The organism is Paramagnetospirillum marisnigri (genome assembly GCF_001650715.1).
In the GTDB taxonomy this organism is placed as follows: domain Bacteria; phylum Pseudomonadota; class Alphaproteobacteria; order Rhodospirillales; family Magnetospirillaceae; genus Phaeospirillum; species Phaeospirillum marisnigri.
Genome location: NZ_LWQT01000120.1, coordinates 109,189 through 129,598 on the forward strand (window position 1 = coordinate 109,189; position 20,410 = coordinate 129,598).

The 20,410-nt window shown below is 64.6% G+C and carries 19 protein-coding genes and 1 tRNA gene; 5 read left to right on the top strand and 15 right to left on the bottom strand.

Annotated features, from left to right (window positions below; all coding sequences use genetic code 11):
* Positions 1-3: 3 nt before the first annotated feature.
* The 7 genes from metG to A6A04_RS20190 all read right to left on the bottom strand — a co-directional run bounded on the left by metG (position 4) and on the right by A6A04_RS20190 (position 7,466).
* Positions 4-1,554 carry a methionine--tRNA ligase gene (gene metG, locus A6A04_RS20160; protein WP_068495808.1) on the bottom strand — a complete coding sequence of 517 codons (1,551 nt, stop codon included), beginning with the start codon at positions 1,552-1,554 and terminating at the stop codon, positions 4-6.
* Positions 1,555-1,584: 30 nt separating this feature from the next.
* Positions 1,585-2,676, bottom strand: a complete 1,092-nt coding sequence (locus A6A04_RS20165; protein WP_068495809.1) for a DNA polymerase III subunit delta' — start codon at positions 2,674-2,676, stop codon at positions 1,585-1,587.
* Positions 2,673-3,338, bottom strand: a complete 666-nt coding sequence (gene tmk / locus A6A04_RS20170) for a dTMP kinase (RefSeq protein ID WP_068495810.1) — start codon at positions 3,336-3,338, stop codon at positions 2,673-2,675. Before tmk ends, A6A04_RS20165 begins: the two co-directional genes overlap by 4 nt.
* A 2-nt stretch (positions 3,339-3,340) precedes the next feature.
* Positions 3,341-4,507: a D-alanyl-D-alanine carboxypeptidase family protein gene (locus A6A04_RS20175; RefSeq protein WP_068495811.1), complete on the bottom strand. Its 1,167-nt coding sequence runs from the start codon at positions 4,505-4,507 to the stop codon at positions 3,341-3,343.
* Between the two features lie 33 nt (positions 4,508-4,540).
* On the bottom strand, positions 4,541-5,527 hold the full coding sequence (locus A6A04_RS20180; RefSeq protein WP_245651320.1) for a septal ring lytic transglycosylase RlpA family protein: 987 nt from the start codon (positions 5,525-5,527) through the stop codon (positions 4,541-4,543).
* A 37-nt stretch (positions 5,528-5,564) separates the two neighbouring features.
* On the bottom strand, positions 5,565-6,596 hold the full coding sequence (locus tag A6A04_RS20185) for a lytic murein transglycosylase (protein ID WP_068495812.1): 1,032 nt from the start codon (positions 6,594-6,596) through the stop codon (positions 5,565-5,567).
* A 72-nt stretch (positions 6,597-6,668) separates the two neighbouring features.
* Positions 6,669-7,466 carry a YdcF family protein gene (locus A6A04_RS20190; protein ID WP_068495813.1) on the bottom strand — a complete coding sequence of 266 codons (798 nt, stop codon included), beginning with the start codon at positions 7,464-7,466 and terminating at the stop codon, positions 6,669-6,671.
* 92 nt (positions 7,467-7,558) lie between these two features.
* Between A6A04_RS20190 and A6A04_RS20195 the strand changes: the two genes are divergently transcribed.
* Positions 7,559-9,019, top strand: coding sequence for a tetratricopeptide repeat protein (locus A6A04_RS20195; RefSeq protein WP_068495814.1), 1,461 nt, complete (start codon positions 7,559-7,561; stop codon positions 9,017-9,019).
* Here the strand turns inward: A6A04_RS20195 and A6A04_RS20200 are convergent.
* The 4 genes from A6A04_RS20200 to A6A04_RS20215 all read right to left on the bottom strand — a co-directional run bounded on the left by A6A04_RS20200 (position 8,972) and on the right by A6A04_RS20215 (position 11,341).
* Positions 8,972-9,295 carry a hypothetical protein gene (locus A6A04_RS20200; protein WP_068495815.1) on the bottom strand — a complete coding sequence of 108 codons (324 nt, stop codon included), beginning with the start codon at positions 9,293-9,295 and terminating at the stop codon, positions 8,972-8,974. The genes A6A04_RS20195 and A6A04_RS20200 overlap by 48 nt on opposite strands.
* Positions 9,292-10,005: a pseudouridine synthase gene (locus A6A04_RS20205; RefSeq protein ID WP_068495816.1), complete on the bottom strand. Its 714-nt coding sequence runs from the start codon at positions 10,003-10,005 to the stop codon at positions 9,292-9,294. The genes A6A04_RS20200 and A6A04_RS20205 overlap by 4 nt, the downstream gene beginning before the upstream one ends.
* Positions 10,006-10,011: 6 nt before the next feature.
* Positions 10,012-11,052 (bottom strand): class I SAM-dependent methyltransferase, encoded by a 1,041-nt coding sequence (locus A6A04_RS20210; RefSeq protein ID WP_245651321.1) that lies wholly within the window; start codon positions 11,050-11,052, stop codon positions 10,012-10,014.
* A gap of 94 nt (positions 11,053-11,146) precedes the next feature.
* Positions 11,147-11,341 (bottom strand): hypothetical protein, encoded by a 195-nt coding sequence (locus A6A04_RS20215; protein ID WP_068495818.1) that lies wholly within the window; start codon positions 11,339-11,341, stop codon positions 11,147-11,149.
* Positions 11,342-11,471: 130 nt separating this feature from the next.
* Here A6A04_RS20215 and A6A04_RS20220 point away from each other — a divergent pair.
* The 4 genes from A6A04_RS20220 (at position 11,472) to A6A04_RS20235 (ending at position 15,537) form a co-directional block, all read left to right on the top strand.
* A tRNA-Ser gene (locus A6A04_RS20220) sits at positions 11,472-11,559 on the top strand.
* Between the two features lie 207 nt (positions 11,560-11,766).
* Positions 11,767-13,014 (top strand): Y-family DNA polymerase, encoded by a 1,248-nt coding sequence (locus tag A6A04_RS20225; RefSeq protein ID WP_068495819.1) that lies wholly within the window; start codon positions 11,767-11,769, stop codon positions 13,012-13,014.
* Entirely contained in the window at positions 13,014-13,265 is a 252-nt protein-coding gene (locus tag A6A04_RS20230) for a hypothetical protein (protein ID WP_068495820.1), read from the top strand. Before A6A04_RS20225 ends, A6A04_RS20230 begins: the two co-directional genes overlap by 1 nt.
* A gap of 175 nt (positions 13,266-13,440) precedes the next feature.
* Positions 13,441-15,537, top strand: a complete 2,097-nt coding sequence (locus A6A04_RS20235) for a putative bifunctional diguanylate cyclase/phosphodiesterase (protein ID WP_068495821.1) — start codon at positions 13,441-13,443, stop codon at positions 15,535-15,537.
* Between the two features lie 7 nt (positions 15,538-15,544).
* Here the strand turns inward: A6A04_RS20235 and A6A04_RS20240 are convergent, their stop codons facing one another.
* Genes A6A04_RS20240 through A6A04_RS20255 form a run of 4 tightly spaced genes read right to left on the bottom strand, consistent with a single transcriptional unit; the run spans position 15,545 to position 20,076 of the window.
* Entirely contained in the window at positions 15,545-17,611 is a 2,067-nt protein-coding gene (locus A6A04_RS20240) for a putative bifunctional diguanylate cyclase/phosphodiesterase (RefSeq protein ID WP_068495885.1), read from the bottom strand.
* Positions 17,612-17,621: 10 nt separating this feature from the next.
* Positions 17,622-18,062 carry a response regulator gene (locus A6A04_RS20245; protein WP_068495822.1) on the bottom strand — a complete coding sequence of 147 codons (441 nt, stop codon included), beginning with the start codon at positions 18,060-18,062 and terminating at the stop codon, positions 17,622-17,624.
* A gap of 12 nt (positions 18,063-18,074) precedes the next feature.
* On the bottom strand, positions 18,075-18,491 hold the full coding sequence (locus A6A04_RS20250) for a response regulator (protein WP_068495823.1): 417 nt from the start codon (positions 18,489-18,491) through the stop codon (positions 18,075-18,077).
* Positions 18,478-20,076, bottom strand: coding sequence for a sensor histidine kinase (locus A6A04_RS20255; RefSeq protein ID WP_082915090.1), 1,599 nt, complete (start codon positions 20,074-20,076; stop codon positions 18,478-18,480). The genes A6A04_RS20250 and A6A04_RS20255 overlap by 14 nt, the downstream gene beginning before the upstream one ends.
* Between the last annotated feature and the right edge of the window lie 334 nt (positions 20,077-20,410).

A 20,410-nucleotide genomic window follows, 5' to 3' on the forward strand; every position in this document is an offset into this window, starting at 1 on the left:
GCCTTAACTCGCTACCTCTTCGACGTAACGCGGAAACACGCCCTGCGGGCTGGGCAACGGCGTTCCGGTCACCAGGGCGGCAACGGGCGAGAAACTGCGGTAGTCCCTCTGGCCCTCGGGCACCGCCACCAGATCGAGGATGCGGTTCGACGCGGTGGGCATGAAGGGCTGCGTCGCCAGCGCCAACAGGCGGATGGTTTCGGCCAGGGTCCACAGCACCGTGCCCATGCGGGCCGGATCGGTCTTCTTCAGCCCCCAGGGCGCCTGCTTGTCCACATAGGCGTTGGCGGCGCGCACCACCATCCAGATGGCCTCCAGGGCTTCGTGGTAGAGCTGCCTGTCCATGGCGTCGCGCAGCCGGGCCAGCAGACCATAGGCCGGGGCCAGCATCTCGCTATCGTCCCCAGTGGCGGGGCCGCGTTCGGGAACCTGGCCGCCGCAGTTCTTGCCGATCATGGACAGCACCCGCTGGACCAGATTGCCATAGTCGTTGGCCAACTCGCTGTTCATGCGTCCCATCATGGCGCGATGGCTGAAATCGCCGTCATTGCCGAAGGGAACCTCGCGCAGCAGGAAATAGCGCACCTGATCCAGGCCATAGGTCTCAATCAGGCTCAGCGGGTCGATGACATTGCCCACCGACTTGGAGATCTTCTGGCCCTCGTTGGTCCACCAGCCATGGGCGAACACCCGCTTGGGCGGCGGCAGATCGGCGGCCATCAGGAAGGCGGGCCAATAGACGGCATGGAAGCGCACGATGTCCTTGCCCACCATATGGATGACGTTGGGCCAGTAGCGGGCGAAATCGCCGCTGGTGTCGGGATAGCCCAGCGCGGTGATGTAGTTGGTCAGGGCGTCGAGCCAGACATACATGATATGGGCATCGTCGCCGGGAACCGGAATGCCCCATTTGAAGCTGGTGCGCGACACCGACAGGTCCTGCAGCCCGCCCTTGACGAAGCTCATCACCTCGTTGCGGCGCGAGTTCGGCCCGACACAGTCGGGATTGTCCTCGTACCACTGGAGCAGCCGGTCCTGCCAGGCCGACAGGCGGAAGAAATAGCTGGGTTCCTTCACCCATTCCACCGGCGCCCCGGTGGGCGCCAGCTTGGCCCCATTCGGCTCCTTGACCAGTTCGTCCTCGGCGTAGAACGCCTCGTCGCGCACCGAGTACCAACCCTCATAGGCGCCGAGATAGATGTCGCCCTTTTCCAGCAGCTTGGTCCACAGCGCCTGACAGGCGGCCAGATGACGGGGCTCGGTGGTGCGGATGAAGTCGTCGTTGGAGCAGCCAAGAATGCCCGCCAACTCCTTGAAATTGGCCGAATTCTGGTCAGCCAGCGCCAGGGGTGGCACGCCTGCCGCCTCGGCCGACTTCTCCACCTTCTGACCATGCTCGTCGGTACCGGTCAGGAACTTGACGTCGAAGCCGTCCAGGCGCTTGAAGCGAGCCAGAACGTCGCAGGCAAGCGTGGTATAGGCATGGCCGATATGGGGCTTGTCATTGACGTAGTAAATCGGCGTGGTGATGTAGAATGTCTTGGCCCCGCTCATGACGGCCTTGCTCCTGCTTGGGTCTGCCTGTCAGCGAGAACCGGCGCGGGCCAGTCTCTCCACCGCGAGGAAAGCGCCGAGGACGGCCTGCTTGCGATCCAGATGGACCGCCTCGGCGCGGGCGAACAGGGTGCTGATCTTTTCCCACACCTCCAGCCAATGTTCAAGGCTGGCCGCCGCCAACAGGCGGCCCATCAGCGCCGCCTCGCCCGGCACCACCTCGGCCATGCCCCTGCCCTCGCGCCCGCCCGCCCGCACCAACCGCGCCAGCCACCAGATCAGCAGGCCGCTGACGGTGCGGAAACTGGCGTCGTTCTCGGGCCGCGCCACCCGGTCGCCGAAGGCGTGCAGGGCGGGCACGTCCAGCCGGGGCAGGCCGTTGAGCAGCAATACCACCTCGCGGTACAGATCAAGCCCGCCCTCGTCGGCCAGCGCCAGGGCCTTGCCGATGCTGCCCTCGCCCAGCCGGGCCAGGGCGTCGCGGTCGGCGCCCGCGAGTTCGGGGCGCTGCTCGGCCAGAAGCTCGGCCACCGTCGCCTCGGGCAAGGGTTGCAGCATCAGGCGGCGACAGCGCGAGCGGATGGTGGGAAGCAACCGGCCAGGTGAATGGGAAACCAGCAACATCAAGGCATTGCGAGGCGGTTCTTCCAGAACTTTCAGCACCGCATTGGCGGCGTTGCGGTTCATCTCGTCGGCGGAATCGATGATCACCACCCGCCAGCCGCCCTCGGCCGGGGTCAGGGACATGAAGGCGCCGATGCCGCGCACATCCTCAACCACGATCTCGGTCTTCAGCTTGGTCTTCTTGTCGTCGGACCAGCCGCGCTCCACCGTCTCCAGGTCGGCATGGCCCTGGGAGGCCACCCGGCGGTACACCGGATGCTCGGCGCCGATATCCAGGCTGTCGGGCGGGCCGCCGAACAGGCCACCGCCCTCACCGCCCCCGGCAAGGACGAAGCGGGCGAAGCGATAGGCCAGGCTGGCCTTGCCGATACCCTTGGGGCCGCAGATCAGCCAGGCATGGGCGAGGCGGCCGGAATTCCACGCCTCCAGCAGAACCTGTTCCGCCGGGCCGTGGCCCCGCAGGCTGTGATTGACGCGAGGATGCGGAGTCTCGCTCACGGCACCGGCAACCGGGCCCGTACCGTCGCCAGGATGTCGTCGTGGACCTTGCCCGGCGAGGCGGCGGCGTCGATCACGGCGCAACGCATGGGATTGGCGGCGGCGATGCCGAGGAAGCCCTGGCGCAGGCGCTGGTGGAAGCCCAGGCCCATGCGCTCGTAGCGGTCTTCCGCCCCCCCTCCTCCACCGGCAGAGCCCCGGCTACCCGCCCGCTTCAGCCCGTCCTCCACCGGCAGGTCGAGGACCAGGGTAAGGTCGGGAGCGAAATGCCCCACCGCCACCCGGTAGAGGCTGGCGATCACCTCGGGGTCGAGGCCGTGGCCGAAGCCCTGATAGGCCAGGGTGGAATCGGCGAAGCGGTCACATAAGACCCAATGGCCACGCTCCAGGGCGGGCCATACGGTGCGGACCAGATGGTCGCGCCGGGCGGCGAAGTGCAGCAGGGCCTCGGTCACCCCATCCCAACGCTCGGTCTCGCCCGAGACCAGCAGGGCGCGAATGGCCTCTGCCCCAGGCGAACCGCCCGGCTCGCGGGTGGTGACCACCATCAGCCCGTCCTCGCGCAGCGCCTCGGCCAACAGACGCAGTTGAGTGGACTTGCCCGCCCCCTCGCCGCCTTCCATGGTGATGAAACGCCCGCGCGCGGGACCGGTGGCGGCCATGCCTATTTCTTGCTCCCCCACAGGATGCGGCCCAGGGCGGCACTGACCCGCCCGGTGAAGCCCAGGCGATTGACGTTGTCCACCGCCACCAGGGGCATTTCCAGCGGCGCCATGCCCGGCGCGGTCACCACGATCTTGCCCAGCTCGGTTCCGGCGATGATGGGCGCGGGAATGGGACCGTTGTGGACGGTGGTCACCTTCATCTCGGCACGGGCACGCCGAGGCAGAGTCACTTCCACATTGCCCTTGGCCGCCAGACGCACGGTCTGGACCTCGCCCAGCCACACCTCGGCATCCTCCACCACCACCTCGCCCGCCTTGAACAGGGCATAGCTCTCCCATTCGCGGAAAGCCCATTCGGCGATGCGCTGGGCTTCCTCGGCACGCTCCTTCATGCTGGACATGCCGTTCAGCACCATGACGATGCGGCGGTTGCCCCGCTTGATGGAGGCGGCAAGGCCGTAGCCCGCCGCCTCGGTATGGCCGGTCTTGAGGCCATCGGCGCCCGGCGTGTTGTAGAGCAGCGGATTGCGGTTGCCCTGCTTGATGCCGTTGAAGACGAATTCCATCTGGCTGAACAGCGGATAGTATTCGGGAAAGTCCATGATCAGATGGCGCGACAGGATCGAGAGATCGCGCGCCGTCATCATATGGCCGGGCTCGGGCCAGCCGCTGGCGTTCTTGAAGGTGCTCCGAGTCAGGCCCAACTGGCGCGAGCGGCGGGTTTCTTCCTCGGCGAAGGCCTCCTCGCTGCCGGAATAGGCCTCGGCCAGCACTGAACAGGCATCATTGCCCGACTGGATCACCACGCCCTTCAGCAGATCCTCGACACTGGCGGTGGAATTCACCGGCAGGAACATGAGCGAACCGCCCGACTTGACGTGCTTCTTCCACACGGTCTCGCTGACCGGCAGGCGGTCCGACATCTTCCAGGCGCCGGTCTTGAGCTTGTCGAAGACCATATAGACGGTCATCAGCTTGCTCATGGAACTGGGGACCATCAGCTCGTCGGCGTTCTTTTCCATCATCACCGCGCCGCTGGCGTAGTCGATGATGATGGCCTGCTTGGCCGCCGTCTCGATGGTCTGGCCATGGGCGGGCTGGGAAAGCCCGAAACCGGCGACCAGTAGGATCGCGGCGAGCGGACGCATGAAAGGCTTGGAAAACATCGGGCCTACGACCTCGGCTGTTGATTGCATGGATTAGTCCACCACCACGCGGGCGTCCTGGCTGCCCGCCGCCACTACGGCCTCGAGGGTGCGGTCGGCATCCTCGACATTGGCCATGGGGCCGAGGCGAACCCGGAACACCGGCTTGCCCTGGACACTGGCCTGGGTGATCTGGGCCTTGCCCACCCGCGACAGACGCGCCGCCAGCCGGTTGGCGTTGTCGTGGCGGCTGAAGGACCCGGCCTGGACGTAGATATTGGTCGGACGAATCGGCACCGAACGCACCTCCTGGGTCGCCAATTCGCGTTCGACGGCGTCCACGGTCATGCCGCGCTGCGGCTGGACCGGGTTGGAGGACGCCAGTTCAGGCACCGAGGTATTGGCCTTGGAACCGGGCGGTGGCGGCAGGCTTTCGGCCTGGACCGAGCCTCGTGGCGCCGCCTGGGCGACCTTGGGCTCGTTGCCCGACGTATCCGGCTTGATCTTGCCCGCCAGGGCGCGGCTCTCCTCGGGCAGAATTTGGACACGGACCTTGGCGGTGCCCTTGCCCTCGATTCCCAGCAACTGGGCCGAACGCCGCGACAGGTCGATGATGCGGCCATGAACGAAAGGCCCGCGATCATTGATGCGCAGGATGATGGACCGCCCGTTTTCCAGATTGGTGACGCGGGCGATGGATGGCATCTGCAAGGTCTTGTGGGCCGCCGTCACCGCGTTCTGGTCGAACACCTCGCCATTGGCGGTCAGCTTGGCGTGAAAATCGGGACCGTACCACGAGGCGATACCGGTCTCGTCATAGGCAAAGTCTTCCTGGGGATAGTACCAGACCCCGGCCACCTGATAGGGCTTGCCGACCTTGTAATTGGACGAGGCCGAGGCCGATGGCGGCGGCGGCGTCTCGCCCCCCACCGCCGATTTGGCGCCATGGGCGAACAGATTGATTTCCGAGCATCCCGCCAGGATGGTTCCCGACAGCAACAGCACGGCCAGGCGCGACGCCCGCGACGTCTTCCCCATCATCTAGTCGCCTCCCTCGCCCTTCCACCAAACATATAGTCTACTTGCCGCCGATACGGTCCGCAAGATGCCCGACGGTCAAAGCGAAGAAGGTCGAGCGGTTCCACTTCATGATGGTGCGGAAATTGTCGTAGACCAGGAAGGCAGGTCCCTTGGTTCCTTCCGCCAGCACGACGGAGCCCGTCAGATCACGGGCGGGCAAAGGCTTGCCATCGGCGCCGCGCACGCCCAAGGCGTTCCACTCTTCCAGGCTTTTCCTGGTATCGACGCCCAGCAGCTTGGTGTCGAAACCGGCAGGCAGGCGCACCGCCCGGCCCCAGGTCTGGTCGCCGCGCCAGCCCTCTCCCGCCAGATAGTTGGCGGCGGAGGCCAGGGCGTCGCCCCGATTGGACCAGATGTTCTTGCGGCCATCGCCGTCCCAGTCCACCGAGAATCTGAGGAAGGTGGACGGCATAAACTGACACTGTCCCATGGCGCCGGCCCAGGAGCCGATCATGGACGGCGCCGCGATATGGCCCTGGTCGAGGATGGTGAGCGCGTTCATCAGCTCGGTGCGGAAATACTTGGAACGACGGCCGTCATAGGCCAGGGTCGCCAGGGAAGAGACCACCGACATGCCGCCGGTATTCTTGCCGAAGCCGGTCTCGATGCCCCACAGGGCGACGATGAAGCGCGGCTGCACCCCGTAGCGCTTCTCGATGGCCTGGAGCAACTCCCGGTTCTCGGCCAGTTTGCGCCGTCCCTCGTCCACCCGGGACTGGGTGACGATCCGGCCGAGATAGTCGTCGAACCGCAGGGTGAATTCCGGCTGCTTGCGGTCCAGCTCGATCACCCGATCGATATGCTGGACGTTGCCCAGGGCCGCGTCCAGGGTCTCGGCCCGGATGCCCTTTTCCATGGCCTCGGCGCGAACACCGGCCAGGAAGGACTGGAAGCCACCATCCGCCGCCGGAGTCATGGCCGCCGTCATGACCGGCGCCGCCGGTTCCTCGGCCGAGGCGGCACAGCCGGTCAGCGCCAAACTCAGCACGGCCACACCGGCCAGCGCCCAAGATTTCGTCGCCCAAGCCATGGACTGAACCCCAAATATAGTGATGCCTTGGTCTGTTGTGCCACATTCGGCGGTGTCAGGGCAACCGCTGCCTCATGGATGGGGAAACAAGGCGTCACTCCAGCCGAACACCCGATAGGCGGCCAGACCGGTCAGTTCATGCAGAACCAGCCCCAGGCCGCTGCTGGCTGCGGCCAGATTGAAGCGCAGGTCGGACAGGGTCGGAACCTCCCCCGTGGTGTGGAAATCCACCGGATAAGGCAATACCGGCCAGCCGATGGCCCGGAAGCTGCCCACCGCCCTCGGCATATGGAAGGCCGAGGTTACCAGCAGCCAGGTCTCCCCCAGCTTCGGCTTGGCCATGGCATGGCTGAACAAGGCGTTCTCATGGGTATTGCGCGATTGGTCCTCATAGAGGAACCGCGATGGATCCTGTCCAATTTGCTCAATGAATTCCTTGGCGTAATGAGCTTCCTTGAAGCTTTGCTCAAGCATCATTCCCGAGCCGCCGCTAAAGATCACCCGCGCCTCGGGATAATTTCGGGCAAGCGGCAACATCGCGGTCAACCGCGTGATGGCGCTGTTGACGGTGGGTTGGCCGCGCCGGGCGCTGACCAGCGGATTGATGCCACCGCCCAACACGATGATGCCGTCCACATGGTCGGGCAGCGCGGCCGGGATGGGAAATCGGTTCTCCAGCCAGGTCAGGGCCAGGCGTTCAACCGGCACCACCGCCACCAGCAGCGCCGCCAGCACCGACACCACCAGCACCCGCCGCCCCCAGGCGCGCAGGCGCCGCGACAGCAGCAGCAGGCACCCCAGGATTACCGCCAGCAGGAACAGGGTCGAAGGATCGGTCAGGGCCCCCAGCACCTTGGACAGGATGAACATTCGCACTTCCCCCCTCACACGACGCTTGCCCGCCGAGGCTTGGCGGCATCATAAGCTGAGTCAGGGGCCTGGAACCACGTCATTGGAAGATCATGGACGCCAGCAGGGAGTCACGTCTGGCCACCGCCATCGAGCGGCACAAGCGCGGCCTTCTCACCGAGGCCGAGGCGGAGTATCGCCGCTTGCTGGATCAGTTCCCGGACTTTGCCGAGGCCCATAACGCGCTCGGCATCGCGCTTCAGCAGCAAGAACAGGTCGAGGCCGCCGCGGATTGTTTCCGGGTCGCCGCGCGGCTGAAGCCCGATTACGTGTCGGCCCGGGCCAATCTGGGCGCCGCCCTGTTGGGCTTGGGGCGCGCGGACGAGGCCGTCGAGGCGCTGAATGCCGCCCTGGACCTTGATCCCGCCAATGCCGAGATCCATTACAACCTGGCCTGGGCGGCACAACAGCACGGCGACACCGAGTCCGCCCTGGCGGGCTATGGCCGTGCCCTGGCGCTCAATCCCGGCCATGCCGCCGCCTGCAACAACACCGGCCTGATCCTGCGGGCCCAGGGTCGGCTTGCCGAGGCCGTGGCGGCCTATGACCTGGCGGTGGAGCTGGCACCAGCCAATGCCGTGATCCGCTATGGCCGGGCCCAGGCGCGGCTGGAATCCGGCGACTTCGCGGGGGGATGGCGCGATCACGAGGCCCGGTTCGTCGGAGGGATTGCCCTTGCCCGCCATGAGTCCCGGCCCCGTTGGGACGGTGAAGACATCCAGGGAAAGCCGATCCTGGTCTGGGCCGAGCAGGGTCTGGGCGATTCCATGCAGTTCTGCCGCTATCTGCCGATACTCGCCCAGCGCGGTGCCCAGGTGGTGTTCGAGGTTCAACCGCCGCTCGAGCGGCTGTGCCGCCAAAGTCTGCCCGGCATGACAATTGTGGCCCGAGGGCAGCCCCTGCCGCCCTGCCAGGTCCAGGTGCCGCTGATGAGCCTGCCCCGGCTGCTGGGCGAGATGCCGTTCTGGCCGGGGGCCTATCTGCGCCCAGACCCGGCCGAGGCGGCGGCGTGGAAGCCTCGGCTGGGGCCGCGACTCCGGCCGCGCGTCGCCCTGGTCTGGGCGGGCAGTCCCACCCACAAGGACGACCGTAACCGCTCGCTCCCCCTGGCCGTTCTGGCCCCGCTGCTGGCCCTGGATGGAGTGGACTGGCTGTCGTTCCAGGTCGGCGAGGCCGCCGCCCAGGCCGAGGATGCCCCGGCATTGCGCCGCCTGCCCCACGGGCTCGGCGACTTCGCCGATACCGCCGCCGCCCTGGTTCACATGGATCTGGTGGTGGCGGTGGACACCGCCGTGCTGCATCTGGCGGGATCATTGGGCCTTCCGGCCTGGGGGATGCTGCCCTTCGCGCCCGACTGGCGCTGGCTGCAAGGCCGTGACGACAGCCCCTGGTATCCATCCATGCGGCTGTTCCGCCAGGGACCCTCGCGGGATTGGAAAGAGGTGGTCGCCCGGCTGGCCGAGACCTTACCCGGCGCCTTCCAGGAACTCGGCCAAGGCGCTCAGGGCGCTTGACAGCAGCCGGTGGTCGCGGGCATCGATCACCGTGCCCAGCACCGCCGCCGCCTCATCGCCCAGCAGTTCGATGGCCTGCATGGAGGCCAGCACGCCCTGGCTTTCCAGGGCCTCCTTGGCGGGGCGAAAGGCGCGGTTGCGGCCGCCCTTGGATTCCTGGTCCAGCACCTCGGCCAAGGCTTCCTCGGCGGGACGCTTGCGGTGAATCTGGAAGGCCAGGGCCTTCAGCACCCTGACCTTGTCGGCCGTATCGAGATCGCTGCCCTTGGCCATCATCCACCTTCATTGTCTCTGAAAATCATGGAAACCTCGTCGGGAGACAGGCAACGCCAGTTTCCTTCCTCCAGATCACCCAGGCCAAGCCCGCCGATCCCGATCCGCCGTAGCCGCTCCACATGGTTGCCAACGGCGGCGAACATCCGCTTCACCTGGTGGTAGCGGCCCTCATTGATGGTGATATGGGCGCGTTGGGGCGCCAGTACCAGCATTTTCGCGGGCGCCAGCGGTGTCTTTTCCGAGCGCAGCATCAAGCTGCCCGAGGCGAAGATGATCGCCTCGTCGCCGTTCAGCGGCCGTGCCAGCTCCACCTCGTAGGTCTTGGCCACATGAGCGCGCGGCGCGGTGATCCGGTGCGACAGGGCGCCATCGTCGGTCAGCAGCAGCAGGCCGGTGGAATCCCGGTCCAGCCGCCCGACCGGAGCCACCAGCGGGCTGCGATGCATGAAGCGCGGTGGCAGCAGTTCATAGACCACCCGGCCGGGGTCCGAGGTGGAACAGGTATAGCCATCGGGCTTGTTCAGCATCACCATCAGCCCTGGAGCCGGGTCCAGGGGCTCGCCATCGAGACGGATGTCGGCATGGTCGCAGCGGCTGTCGGCGGCCAGAACCTCGCCGGAAGCGGTGGTCAGCCGCCCGTCGCGGATCATGGCCTTCACCTCTTTCTGGCTTCCATAGCCGAGATTGGCCACCAGGCGTATCAGCCGCATGCCGCCCTACCTGTCGTGCCGGTTGGTGGAAAGGTAGACCTTGAATCCGTCCTTCTGCTCGATCAGCTCCACCTCGCGGAAGCGGCGGCGCAGTTCGACCTCGTAAGGAAGGCTTTGATTGGCCACCATCAGGAACTTGCCCCGGCGCCGGATGGCGGCCCAGGCGGCGGTGATGAAGGCCCTTCCGATGGCGGGATCGGCCTTGCGCCCCTCGTGGAAGGGCGGATTGCAGACGATCCAGTCATAGGGCGCGCATTTGGGCAGCCCGGCGCAGACATCCAGCCAGTGGCAGGCGACCCGGTCGGCCTTGTCCGGCACCAGCCGCGCCAGATTGGCGGGCACGTCGGCCAGGGCCAGGGTCTCGGCCTCGAACAGGTCGATATCCGTGACCTCGGGGCATTGTTGCAACAGACGCACCGTCAGATAGCCCCAGCCGCCGCCCAGATCGGCCACCCGCCCGGCGATGGCATCGGTGAAATGCGCGGCCAGGATGGCGGAGCCTCGATCCACCTGACTGGCGCCGAAAGCACCGGCGCGGGCGACGAAGCCGCTGTCGCCCACCGGCCTGGGCTCGGCCCCCTGCCGCCACTGGGCCAGAAGCTCCGGCACGGGACCATCGCCGCGCCGCGTCCAGAACACCCGGGCCTGATGCTTGGACAACTGGCCTTCCAGGCCCAGGGCCTGGTCCACCTCACGTTCGATGCTGGCCGCTCCCAGGGCCTTGGCGCCGCAGACCAGCAGCAGGCCGCCGGGCTCCAGAAGCTCCCAGGCCCGCGCGATATTGGCCAGGGTCTCGGCCTTATGCTTGGTGACCAGCACCAGTCCGGCGGGGAAGCTTCCCTCCAGCCGGTCCACCACCAGGAACCCGGCCTGGGCCAGACGGTCGGCGGCGGGCTTGAAGCCCTGCTCGCACACCAAATGCTCGCGCCAGCCGTCCTCCAGCCCCTCGCCGCCCTCGGGACGCATGAGGAAGGCGCGTTCAGGCCGGGGCAGCAGCCCCTTGTCGAACGGCAACAGTAAGGCCTTGATCTGATCCGGCTGGTCCACGCCCATATCCTCGCGAAAGCCGCCAGGGTGTAGCACGGGCCGCCCGATCAGACCAATGCAATGGCCGATGGATGCCCATGCCGGGCCAGACCTGTCAGGCGGCGACCTGTCCGGGCTCGCTGTTGGGCAGCAGGCTATCGGCGATGCGCAGCGCCACCAGCCACGACAGGGTTTCATCGCTCTGCTGGATGGCCTGGGCGGCGAAGTCCAGGGCGATGGCACGATCCATGCCCCCGGCCTTGGCGGCATCGGCGGCATCGGAAATCAGGTCGAGCAAGGTGGTGTTCATGGCGGCATCTTGGTCAGGTTCAAATCAGATGCCCCACCATACAAAGGTTATGATTAAGGATCAGTGAAGCCCCATCTAGCCAAGCCCGATCGGCTCGACTATCTTCCGAGACGGATCGGATGTTTGGTCCGGATGGGTGGCAGAGTGGTCTATTGCACCGGTCTTGAAAACCGGAGGGGCGCAAGCCTCCGTGGGTTCGAATCCTACCCCATCCGCCAGTCCTTTCAATATGTTACGGTGTGTCTTGCGGTGCCCTGGCCTGCTGTCCCGGTGGCCGGGCGATATCCGTGACGCTTCAGATTATTAAAATTTTTCGGGATCGGCAGGCTCCAGCAGCGACCTGCTGATGGCCCAGGCCGTTCCCCTTATTGACCATTAGTTCACTTTATGTTCTATTCGCATCCCGCTGAATGAGAGTCCAGCCGATGCGGAAGCCGACCGACCCCGAACGCCTCTATCTCGATTTTGACGGATTTTTCGCCTCATGCGAGCAGTTCGCCCATCCCCATCTGCGGGGAAAGCCGGTTGGTGTTGTTCCGTTTGCCGGGGTGGGCACCACATGCGTGATTGCCTGTTCGCGTGAGGCAAAAAAGCGTGGCGTCTCCAATGTCATGATGATCAAGGATGCGCTGCGGATCTGTCCCGATCTCATCCTTCAACCGCAAAACCCCGATCTTTACCGACGCGCCCACAACGCGCTGCTATCGGAAATCGCCATGGTCATCCCGATCGACGCGGTGAAATCCATCGATGAACTGACCTGCCGTCTCGACCCGTCCCAACAACAGCATCCCCTGGCGGTCGGTGATGCCATCAAGGCACGCCTGCTCAAGCTGGTGGGCCCCTGGATCAAATGCAGCATCGGCTACGCCGCCAACAGGCAGCTTGCCAAGATGGCCTGCAAGGCGGGCAAGCCAGATGGAAACATGCTCTGGCATCCCCGCGATATGCCGGGTCCGCTCCTGGCCCTCCGCCTAGCGGACGTGCCCGGTATCGGCAAGAACATCCTGCACCGGCTCTGGGCGGCGGGCGTCGTCGGCATGGACGATCTGCTTGCCACCCAGCCCAAGCAGATGCGTGCCTTGTGGGGCAACGTTACCGGCGAGCGGCTTTGGTACGCGCTGCACGGTTACGATGTCCAGCCCCCGGTTTCCGAACGCGGCATGTACGGCCATGGCAGGGTCATGCCCCCGGATCACCGTTCTCTGGCCGCGGTCAAGCCGATCTCCCGCCTGCTGCTGGTCAAGGCCGCGCGGCGGATGCGGCGCGATGGCTGGTCGGCCAGTCGCCTCCACCTTTGGCTGGGCATGTGGGAGGATTCATGGAGCGGCAGCGTCGACATGGCCGCCATCTCCGATGATCCCGGTATCCTCGATGCCCTGGAGCAGCTTTGGGGCAAGGCAAGGAGGGCCCTGCCCCCCCGCCCCGTCATTGCCCGCCTGGGCGTGACATTGGGGGAACTCAGCCGCACCGACCGGCGTCAGCTTGACCTTTTGACCAATGACGAACCCATTCGCCAACGCCTGGAAAAGGTCACCGAGGCCATTGATCACCTGAACAGGCGCTATGGACGCACCGTGGTCAGCGTCGGTCCCTGGACACCTCCACCGGGGGACCATGCCGGCGGCAAAATCTCCTATACCCGCATCCCCCGCGCCGAGGACTTCTATTGATGAACTGGAAAAGCGAAAGCCGCCTCTCCGACCTCGATCCCGCGACCCAGATCGAGGTCACGTGCCGTCGATGCGGGCTGACCCGCTACGAAACACAACGAAGCCTGATGACCCGGGCACAGTTGCGCCAATCAACCCTGGACGCGGTAGAGGCGGCATTGTCCTGCGCGGACCGATATTGCAAGGGGCGCGTCCGGATCGCCTTCATCCACGACGATCTGAATGAGCCATTCGTGGGAGGCCTTGCCTGATACCGCGACGGGGAGGGAGCAATCCATGGCGTCGATCCCGCCCCCAACCGCCAGGTCCAGAGTGCCGCGAAGCGCCCCATCGCGTTGGTATTAGCCGCCATGTGTGGGAAACCCTTGCGGTGAGAGACCTTGGATGGCAGGGTCCAGAGCTGATAAGCATTTTCTTAGAGGTTGAATGCCCCCGCGCGTCCTGCCCTCCACCGTCGCCGAGGATGATTTCGGCGGCTATCGCTCCTTGTTCGAAAATGCGGTGGAAGGCATCTACCGCACCACTCCGGCTGGGCGATATCTGGATGCCAACCCGGCTCTGGCTCGCATCTACGGTTACGACGGCCCCGCCGAGTTGATGGCGGCCCTGACCGACATTGCCCATGACCTTTACGTCAATCCCGCCGACCGCGACCGCTTTCGGGAAATCCTGGAGCGGGATTCGGTGGTGCGCAACTTCGAGGCGCGGGTCTATGGCAAGAACCGCGACATCATCTGGATCGCGGAAAATGCCCGCGCGGTGCGCGGCAGCGATGGCCGTCTCCTGTGCTACGAGGGAACGGTCCAGGATATCACCGAGCGCAAACGGGCCGAGGAATCACTCCGCCTCGCCGCCGCCGTGTTTGAAACCGTGGGCGAGGCCATCGTGGTCACCGACGCAAGACGGCATGTGGTGGCGGTCAATGCTGCTTTCGAGCGCATGACCGGCTGGAATGGCGCCGAAGTCATCGGCCAGCCCTGCGACCTCTTTGCCATCGAAATGATCGGCTTCGCCGAAATGAACGAGGTCTGGCGTCTGGCCACCACCAGCGGGCTGTGGTCGGGGGAATCCTGGGCCCGACGCAAGGATGGCGACCCCTTCCCCATCGCCCTGGCTTTGAGCGCCATCGCGGGCGAAGAAAGCGGCGCCGACCGTTATGTCTTGCTGGTGCGCGACATCACCAGCCACCGCCGCGACGAACAGCGCATCCGCTTCCATGCCAGTCATGACAGCCTGACCAAGCTTGTCAACCGCCGCACCGTGATGGAAAGCCTGGCCGACTGCCTGGAACGCGCGGAACGGGGCGGTGAACGCCTTGCCGTGCTGTATCTCGATGTCAACCGTTTCAAGGATATCAACGACAGCTTCGGTCATGCGGTCGGCGACGAGCTGCTGCGTCAGGTCGCCAGCCGCCTGAAGGCCTGTGTGCGGGCCAGCGACATCATCGGCCGCCTGGGGGGCGATGAATTCGTGGTGGTGCTGCCCAGCGTTGCCGATCACTCCACCGCCGAAGTCTGCGTCAGCAAGGTGCTCTATGCCTTCGCCGAGCCCTTCGTCATCAACGAGTTGGAGCTGTTCTCGTCCACCAGCATCGGCGTGGCTTTGTTCCCCGACGATGCCGAGAATGCCGAAAGCCTGCTGTCGCGCGCCGACGCCGCCATGTACCACGCCAAGCGCAATGGCCATGCCTTCAGTTGTTTCGATGCCGACATGGATCGCCAGGTGGCCGATCGGGTCAATCTGGAGAACGATCTGCGCCACGCCCTGGCGGATGGACAGTTCAGCCTAGCCTTCCAGCCCAAGGTGGACTTCCACAAGGGCTGTATCGTCGGCGCCGAGGCCCTGATCCGATGGCGCCACCCCGAACGCGGTCAGGTCTCCCCTGCCCTGTTCATCCCCGTGGCCGAGCGGGCCGGATTGATCGGCGCCATCGACGACTGGGTGCTGGGACAAGCCTGCGACCAGATGGCGCAATGGCGGGCCATGGGCCTGGATATCCCCGCCATCAGCGTCAATCTGTCACCGGCCCAGTTCCATGACGGGCGACTGAAGGACAAGGTCAAGGCTGCCCTGGCTCGGGCCCATTTACCCACCCACCTGTTGGAGCTGGAAATCACCGAGACCATGATGGCCAGCGACGTGGATCGCGCCATCGAAATCCTCAGCCAGTTGACCGCCCTGGGGATCAAGGTGTCGCTGGATGATTTCGGGACCGGCTATTCCTCGCTGGCCTATCTGAAGCTGTTCCCGGTCTCGGCGTTGAAAATCGACCGCACCTTCGTCGATGACCTGCCCGACGATGCCAAGGATGGCGCCATCATCGCCTCGGTGGTGGCCCTGGCCCGCAATCTGGGATTCGCCGTGATCGCCGAGGGGGTCGAGACCCAGGGTCAGGCTGACTTCCTGGCCGAGCAAGGCTGCGCCGTCATGCAGGGCTATCTGTTCAGCCGTCCGGTGGACGCCGATGCCTTCGCCCATCTTCTGGCCCATGGCTTGCCGGGCCTGAAGCCCCGCTGGAGCTGACGGGACGTCATCCCAGATGGGTGGCGAGATCGTCCAACGACATGGGGCGGCCCAGCAGGAATCCCTGCACCAGATCGCAATCGCAGGAGCGGAGAAAATCCAACTGCTCGGCGGTTTCCACCCCTTCGGCCACGGTTTCGAGCCCCAGGCCATGGGCCATGCCGACGATGGTTTCCACCAACTGGGCGGTATTGGGGTCGAGCACGGCCCCCTGGACGAAGGACCGGTCGATCTTCAGCGTGTCGAAGGGATAGCGTTGCAGATAGCCCAGGGATGAATAGCCGGTGCCGAAATCATCGATGGACAGCCGCACCCCAAGATCACACAGCATCCGCAATGTCTGTCCGGTTTCGGGGGTGTCGTCCATCAACACGCTTTCGGTGATTTCCAGTTCCAACTGGTCTGGCGCCAGCCCGCTCTCATCCAATTGACGCCGGACCCAGTCGCCGAAGGCACCGCCCTTCAACTGACGGGGTGAGACATTGACGGCCACCCGCAGCTTGGCACCGCGCCGTCGGGCGAATAGATGCGCTGCCTCCTGGCAGGCGGTGGCCGCCACCCAGTCACCGATTTCGGTAATCAGGCCCACTTCCTCGGCCAAGGGGATGAAATGGCCCGGTTGAATCAGGGTGTCGGGGGGGCGGCGCCAGCGGATCAGGGCTTCCATGCCGACGGCACAGCCGGTACCGGCGCTGAACAGCGGCTGGTATTCCAGGCGAAGCTCGCCCCTGGCGGCGGCGCCGCGCAACTGGCTTTCCAAGGCCAGCCGATCCCGCACCCGCTCGTTGATCTCGCGGGTGAAGAACTGGTAACGCCCCCGCCCCTGCTCCTTGGCCTTGTACATGGCCAGTTCGGCATTGCGCAGCAACACCTGTCCATCGGTGCCATCGGCAGGAAACAGGCTGATGCCGATGCTGGCCGAGACGAAATGGTCCTGGCCCGACACGGTGAAGGGCGGCGTGAAGGTATCCACCACCCGGTCGGCCACCTTCTGCACCGCGATGCCGTCATCGACACCGGGCAGTATGATGACGAACTCGTCGCCACCCATGCGCGACAGGGTGTCGCCTTCGCGGACACATTCGGTCAGCCGCGCCGCCGCATCCTTGAGCAACTGGTCGCCGAAGGCGTGCCCCAGGGAGTCGTTGACGTTCTTGAAACGGTCAAGATCGATATAGATCAAAGCCGTCATGGTCTGGCGGCGATGGGCTACCGCGATGGCCTGTTCCAGACGGTCCAGGGTCAGCAATCTGTTGGGCAGACCGGTCAGTTCGTCGTAATTGGCCTGCCGCAGCAGCCGCTCCTCATAGCTGCGCCGAACCGAGATGTCTTCCTTGACCGCCACGAAATTGGTGATGGTACCGGCGGCGTCCTCCAGCGGCGAGACGGTGGCGTATTCCCAGAACAGTTGACCGTCTCGGCGCTGGTTGCAGAATTCCCCCCGCCACTCCTGACCGGCATGGATGGTGGCCCACATGGCCTTGTAGGTTTCCTCGCCAGCATCCTTGCGGTGAATGAAGTCGATGGGCCGCCCGATGGATTCATCGGCGCTGTAGCCGGTGGCCTTGACGAATTTGGGATTAACGTAGCCGATCACCCCCTCGCGATCGGTGATCACCACAGAAACCGGGCTTTGCTCGATGGCCAGCGACAGCACCCGCACCCGTTCCTCCGCATCGCGGCGATGGACACGTTCGTTGGCATCGCGGATCTCACGCTCGATGGCGGGCACCAGACGGGCCAAGCTGGCCTTGTCGAGAAAGTCATGGGCGCCCCGCTTGAGCAGGATGACGGCATCCTCGGCCCGCACCACACCCGACATGATGATGAAGGGAATGTCGCGTCCGCTTTCCTGCAAGGTCGCCAGCGAGGCCTCGGCGCTGAAACGGGGCAGATGGTAGTCGCTCAGGACCACGTCCCAGACCGTGGACGACGCCAGGGCGTTTCGCATGTCGTCGGCGGTCTCGACCCGCCGGATCTCGGGTGAGAATCCCCCCCGGATCAGTTCCAGTTCAAGCAGTTCGGCATCATCGGCGGAATCCTCCACCAGCAGAACCCGCAGGGGCTTCGTCATAGCCAGGCCCTCACAATGGCGGCGCGACATTGGTGATCAGCCAGTAATGTTCCAGCTGCCGGACCATTTCCCGAAAGGAGTCGAATCCGACAGGCTTGCGGATATAACTGTTCACGCCCCGGTCATAGCCGCCGATGATATCGGCCTGATCGTCGGACGTGGTCAGAATCACCACCGGCACCCGGCGGGTTTCGGCCCGTTCGCGCAGGCGCCGCAGCACTTCCAGACCGCCGATCCCCGGCAGCTGCAGGTCAAGCAGGACCAGGGACGGCAGATCGCGCGTCTCCCTTTGGGCATGGCGACCATTGGCGAAAAGGTAGTCCAAGGCCTCCTCGCCGTCATGGGCGACAATGATTTCCGGGGCAACAGTACTGCCGCTGAAAGCATGCATCGCCAGTTCGACGTCGTCCTGATTATCCTCGACCAGCAGGACCTGCGGCGCTTTCGACATCAATCCAACTCCTCAGACAGGCGGGCGCAGATTAGTCATCACCCAATAGTGCTCGAGATGGGTGATCAGTGCCCGAAAGGCTTCAAATTCATGGGGTTTGCGCACAAAACTGTTGGCGCCCAGATCGTATCCGGCCAGCACGTCCTCGTCGCGTTCCGAGCCCGTGAGGATAACCACCGGAATGCGCCGGGTTTGGGGACGGGATCGCATGGTCCTCAGGACCTCCAGCCCTCCCATCCCCGGCAGTCTGAGATCGAGGATGACCACGGCCGGAGGGTCGGCCTCCGCCCGGAACAGATAGTCCAGCGCGGCTTCGCCATCCTCGGCCACCACCAATTCGGAATGCAGATGGAGGGACTGGTCGGCAAGCCGCACCAGTTCCGCATCGTCGCGGCTGTCCTCCACCAACAGGATTCTAGGGTTTGTCATCCTGGCCTCCTGCCTCCCAAAGGGTGAAGCGGAACACGGCGCCCTTGCCGATGGCGCCCTCGGCCCAGATCCGGCCGCCATGGCGGGCCAGAATGCGCAGCACCGTGGCCAGGCCAATGCCGGTTCCCTCGAATTCTTCCGGCCGGTGAAGGCGACAGAAGGGCATGAACAGACGATCGAGATAGTTCATGTCGAAGCCCGCGCCGTTGTCGCGCACCACATAGACCACCCGTCCCTCGGAGGTCTCGCATCCGAAAGAGATGGCCGCCGCCTTGTTGTGGCGGGAATACTTCCAGGCATTGCCGATCAGATTCTCCAGCACGGCATCCATCAGGCGACGATCCCCACGGTTCCGCAGGCCGGGAGCGATCTCCACCGAGACGCTGCGTTGCGGGTCTTTCTCGCGCAGGCGCGCAACAACCTTGGCGGCCATATCCGACAGATCGATATCCTCGACGGTCAACTCGCTGCGAGTGGAGCGTGACAGCTTCAGGAAGCTGTCGATCATCTCGGACATGTCACGGGAGCCCGCGCGGATGCGCTGGAGATAATGGCTGAAACGCTCGTCAAGCTTGGTTGAGTATTCATCGGCGAGAATTTGCCCGAATCCCTCGATGCGGCGCAGGGGCGCCCGCAGATCGTGGGAGACGGAATAGGTAAAGGCATCCAGTTCCTTGTTGCTGGCCTCCAGTTCGGCGGTGCGCTGACGCACCCGTTGTTCCAGCTCGGAGTTCAGGCGAGTGACCTCCTCCTCGGCCTTGCGTCGGGCAGCAATATCCTCTTCCAGTTCGGCATTGACCTCGTGAAGCTGCTGATAGACTTCGCGCAACCCCGATGACATCTGGTTGAAGGCGCCGACCATGCGGTCAAGCTCATCCTCCCTGGATGGCCGACTGCGCGACAGGCGCAGCGGGTCGCTTTGGCTGAGATTGAACCGGCTGAGATACGAGGCGATGGCCACCAGATGACGGGTCACCAGGCGATAGACGATATAAAGAATGAACATGGAAACCAGGAAGGTCTTGATCCCCTGGCTGATCAGGATCACCACCGCCTTGTCCACCAGCCGGGCATAGACACCGCTCAGGGTGGCCTCCACATACAAGGCTCCGATGGTCTGCTCGTCGTTGCGATCACGGGATTCGGCGTAGGTGATGGGAAATTCACGGCTCAGCACCGGTCCGACACCACGATCGCCGGTCGAAATGGTGACCCGGCGCTTCAATGAGCGGCCGATTTCGCGGACTTCCAGATACTGCATATCGGGAAGGCGCTTGATCCCCTCGATCTGCAACTGAAGCTGGTCGGTATCAAGACTCCACAGGCTCCCGCCCAAACTGGGCAGATAGGCGGTCTCGATCTCCTCGAACCGATTGACGATGTCGTCAATCTGTCCCCGGTAATCCATATAAAGCTCGAATAAGGTCGTCAGCAGGGTAACCAGCGAGCTGAACAGAAAAATCGAGGCAAGCAGTCGCCATGCCACGCCATGCCCGATGGGCGCGCGCGCACTCACCACAGTCCCGGCCTGGTGGCCATCCTCGGTGCCGTCGTGCACGCCATCACTCCCTTCGGTTTTCCCCATGAATTACCTCCTCACCCTATAGTACAGCGCCCATCGGCATGGGTGAAGCGGATACGAAGGAGTCTCGATACCCGCCAAGGGAGATATTCAATCACTGGATACCCACCCGTCTTACGGAACGGGAATGCCAGACGCGCCCTATCGCATTACGCGCTTTCAATTATTCGAAATACGCGTTTTTGAAGTTTACCCTGACGCCACATCCAAAATTTTTTTGGTGCGGAGTCTCTCGACATGCTCGTTTTCGATGATTTTGGCCCAGCGCTGGCGCATGGGTCTGCGCCCTTCCGTTCCCATTCCGCCTCGCGCCGCAAGCCACACACGCCCCGCCCCC

Coding starts and splice junctions, on each gene's coding strand:
- metG (WP_068495808.1), bottom strand. CDS start 1,554: ATGAGCGGGGCCAAGACATTCTACATCACCACGCCGATTTACTACGTC.
- tmk (WP_068495810.1), bottom strand. CDS start 3,338: ATGGCCGCCACCGGTCCCGCGCGCGGGCGTTTCATCACCATGGAAGGC.
- A6A04_RS20175 (WP_068495811.1), bottom strand. CDS start 4,507: ATGTTTTCCAAGCCTTTCATGCGTCCGCTCGCCGCGATCCTACTGGTC.
- A6A04_RS20180 (WP_245651320.1), bottom strand. CDS start 5,527: ATGATGGGGAAGACGTCGCGGGCGTCGCGCCTGGCCGTGCTGTTGCTG.
- A6A04_RS20185 (WP_068495812.1), bottom strand. CDS start 6,596: ATGGCTTGGGCGACGAAATCTTGGGCGCTGGCCGGTGTGGCCGTGCTG.
- A6A04_RS20190 (WP_068495813.1), bottom strand. CDS start 7,466: ATGTTCATCCTGTCCAAGGTGCTGGGGGCCCTGACCGATCCTTCGACC.
- A6A04_RS20195 (WP_068495814.1), top strand. CDS start 7,559: ATGGACGCCAGCAGGGAGTCACGTCTGGCCACCGCCATCGAGCGGCAC.
- A6A04_RS20200 (WP_068495815.1), bottom strand. CDS start 9,295: ATGATGGCCAAGGGCAGCGATCTCGATACGGCCGACAAGGTCAGGGTG.
- A6A04_RS20205 (WP_068495816.1), bottom strand. CDS start 10,005: ATGCGGCTGATACGCCTGGTGGCCAATCTCGGCTATGGAAGCCAGAAA.
- A6A04_RS20215 (WP_068495818.1), bottom strand. CDS start 11,341: ATGAACACCACCTTGCTCGACCTGATTTCCGATGCCGCCGATGCCGCC.
- A6A04_RS20225 (WP_068495819.1), top strand. CDS start 11,767: ATGCGGAAGCCGACCGACCCCGAACGCCTCTATCTCGATTTTGACGGA.
- A6A04_RS20230 (WP_068495820.1), top strand. CDS start 13,014: ATGAACTGGAAAAGCGAAAGCCGCCTCTCCGACCTCGATCCCGCGACC.
- A6A04_RS20235 (WP_068495821.1), top strand. CDS start 13,441: ATGCCCCCGCGCGTCCTGCCCTCCACCGTCGCCGAGGATGATTTCGGC.
- A6A04_RS20240 (WP_068495885.1), bottom strand. CDS start 17,611: ATGACGAAGCCCCTGCGGGTTCTGCTGGTGGAGGATTCCGCCGATGAT.
- A6A04_RS20245 (WP_068495822.1), bottom strand. CDS start 18,062: ATGTCGAAAGCGCCGCAGGTCCTGCTGGTCGAGGATAATCAGGACGAC.
- A6A04_RS20250 (WP_068495823.1), bottom strand. CDS start 18,491: ATGACAAACCCTAGAATCCTGTTGGTGGAGGACAGCCGCGACGATGCG.
- A6A04_RS20255 (WP_082915090.1), bottom strand. CDS start 20,076: ATGGGGAAAACCGAAGGGAGTGATGGCGTGCACGACGGCACCGAGGAT.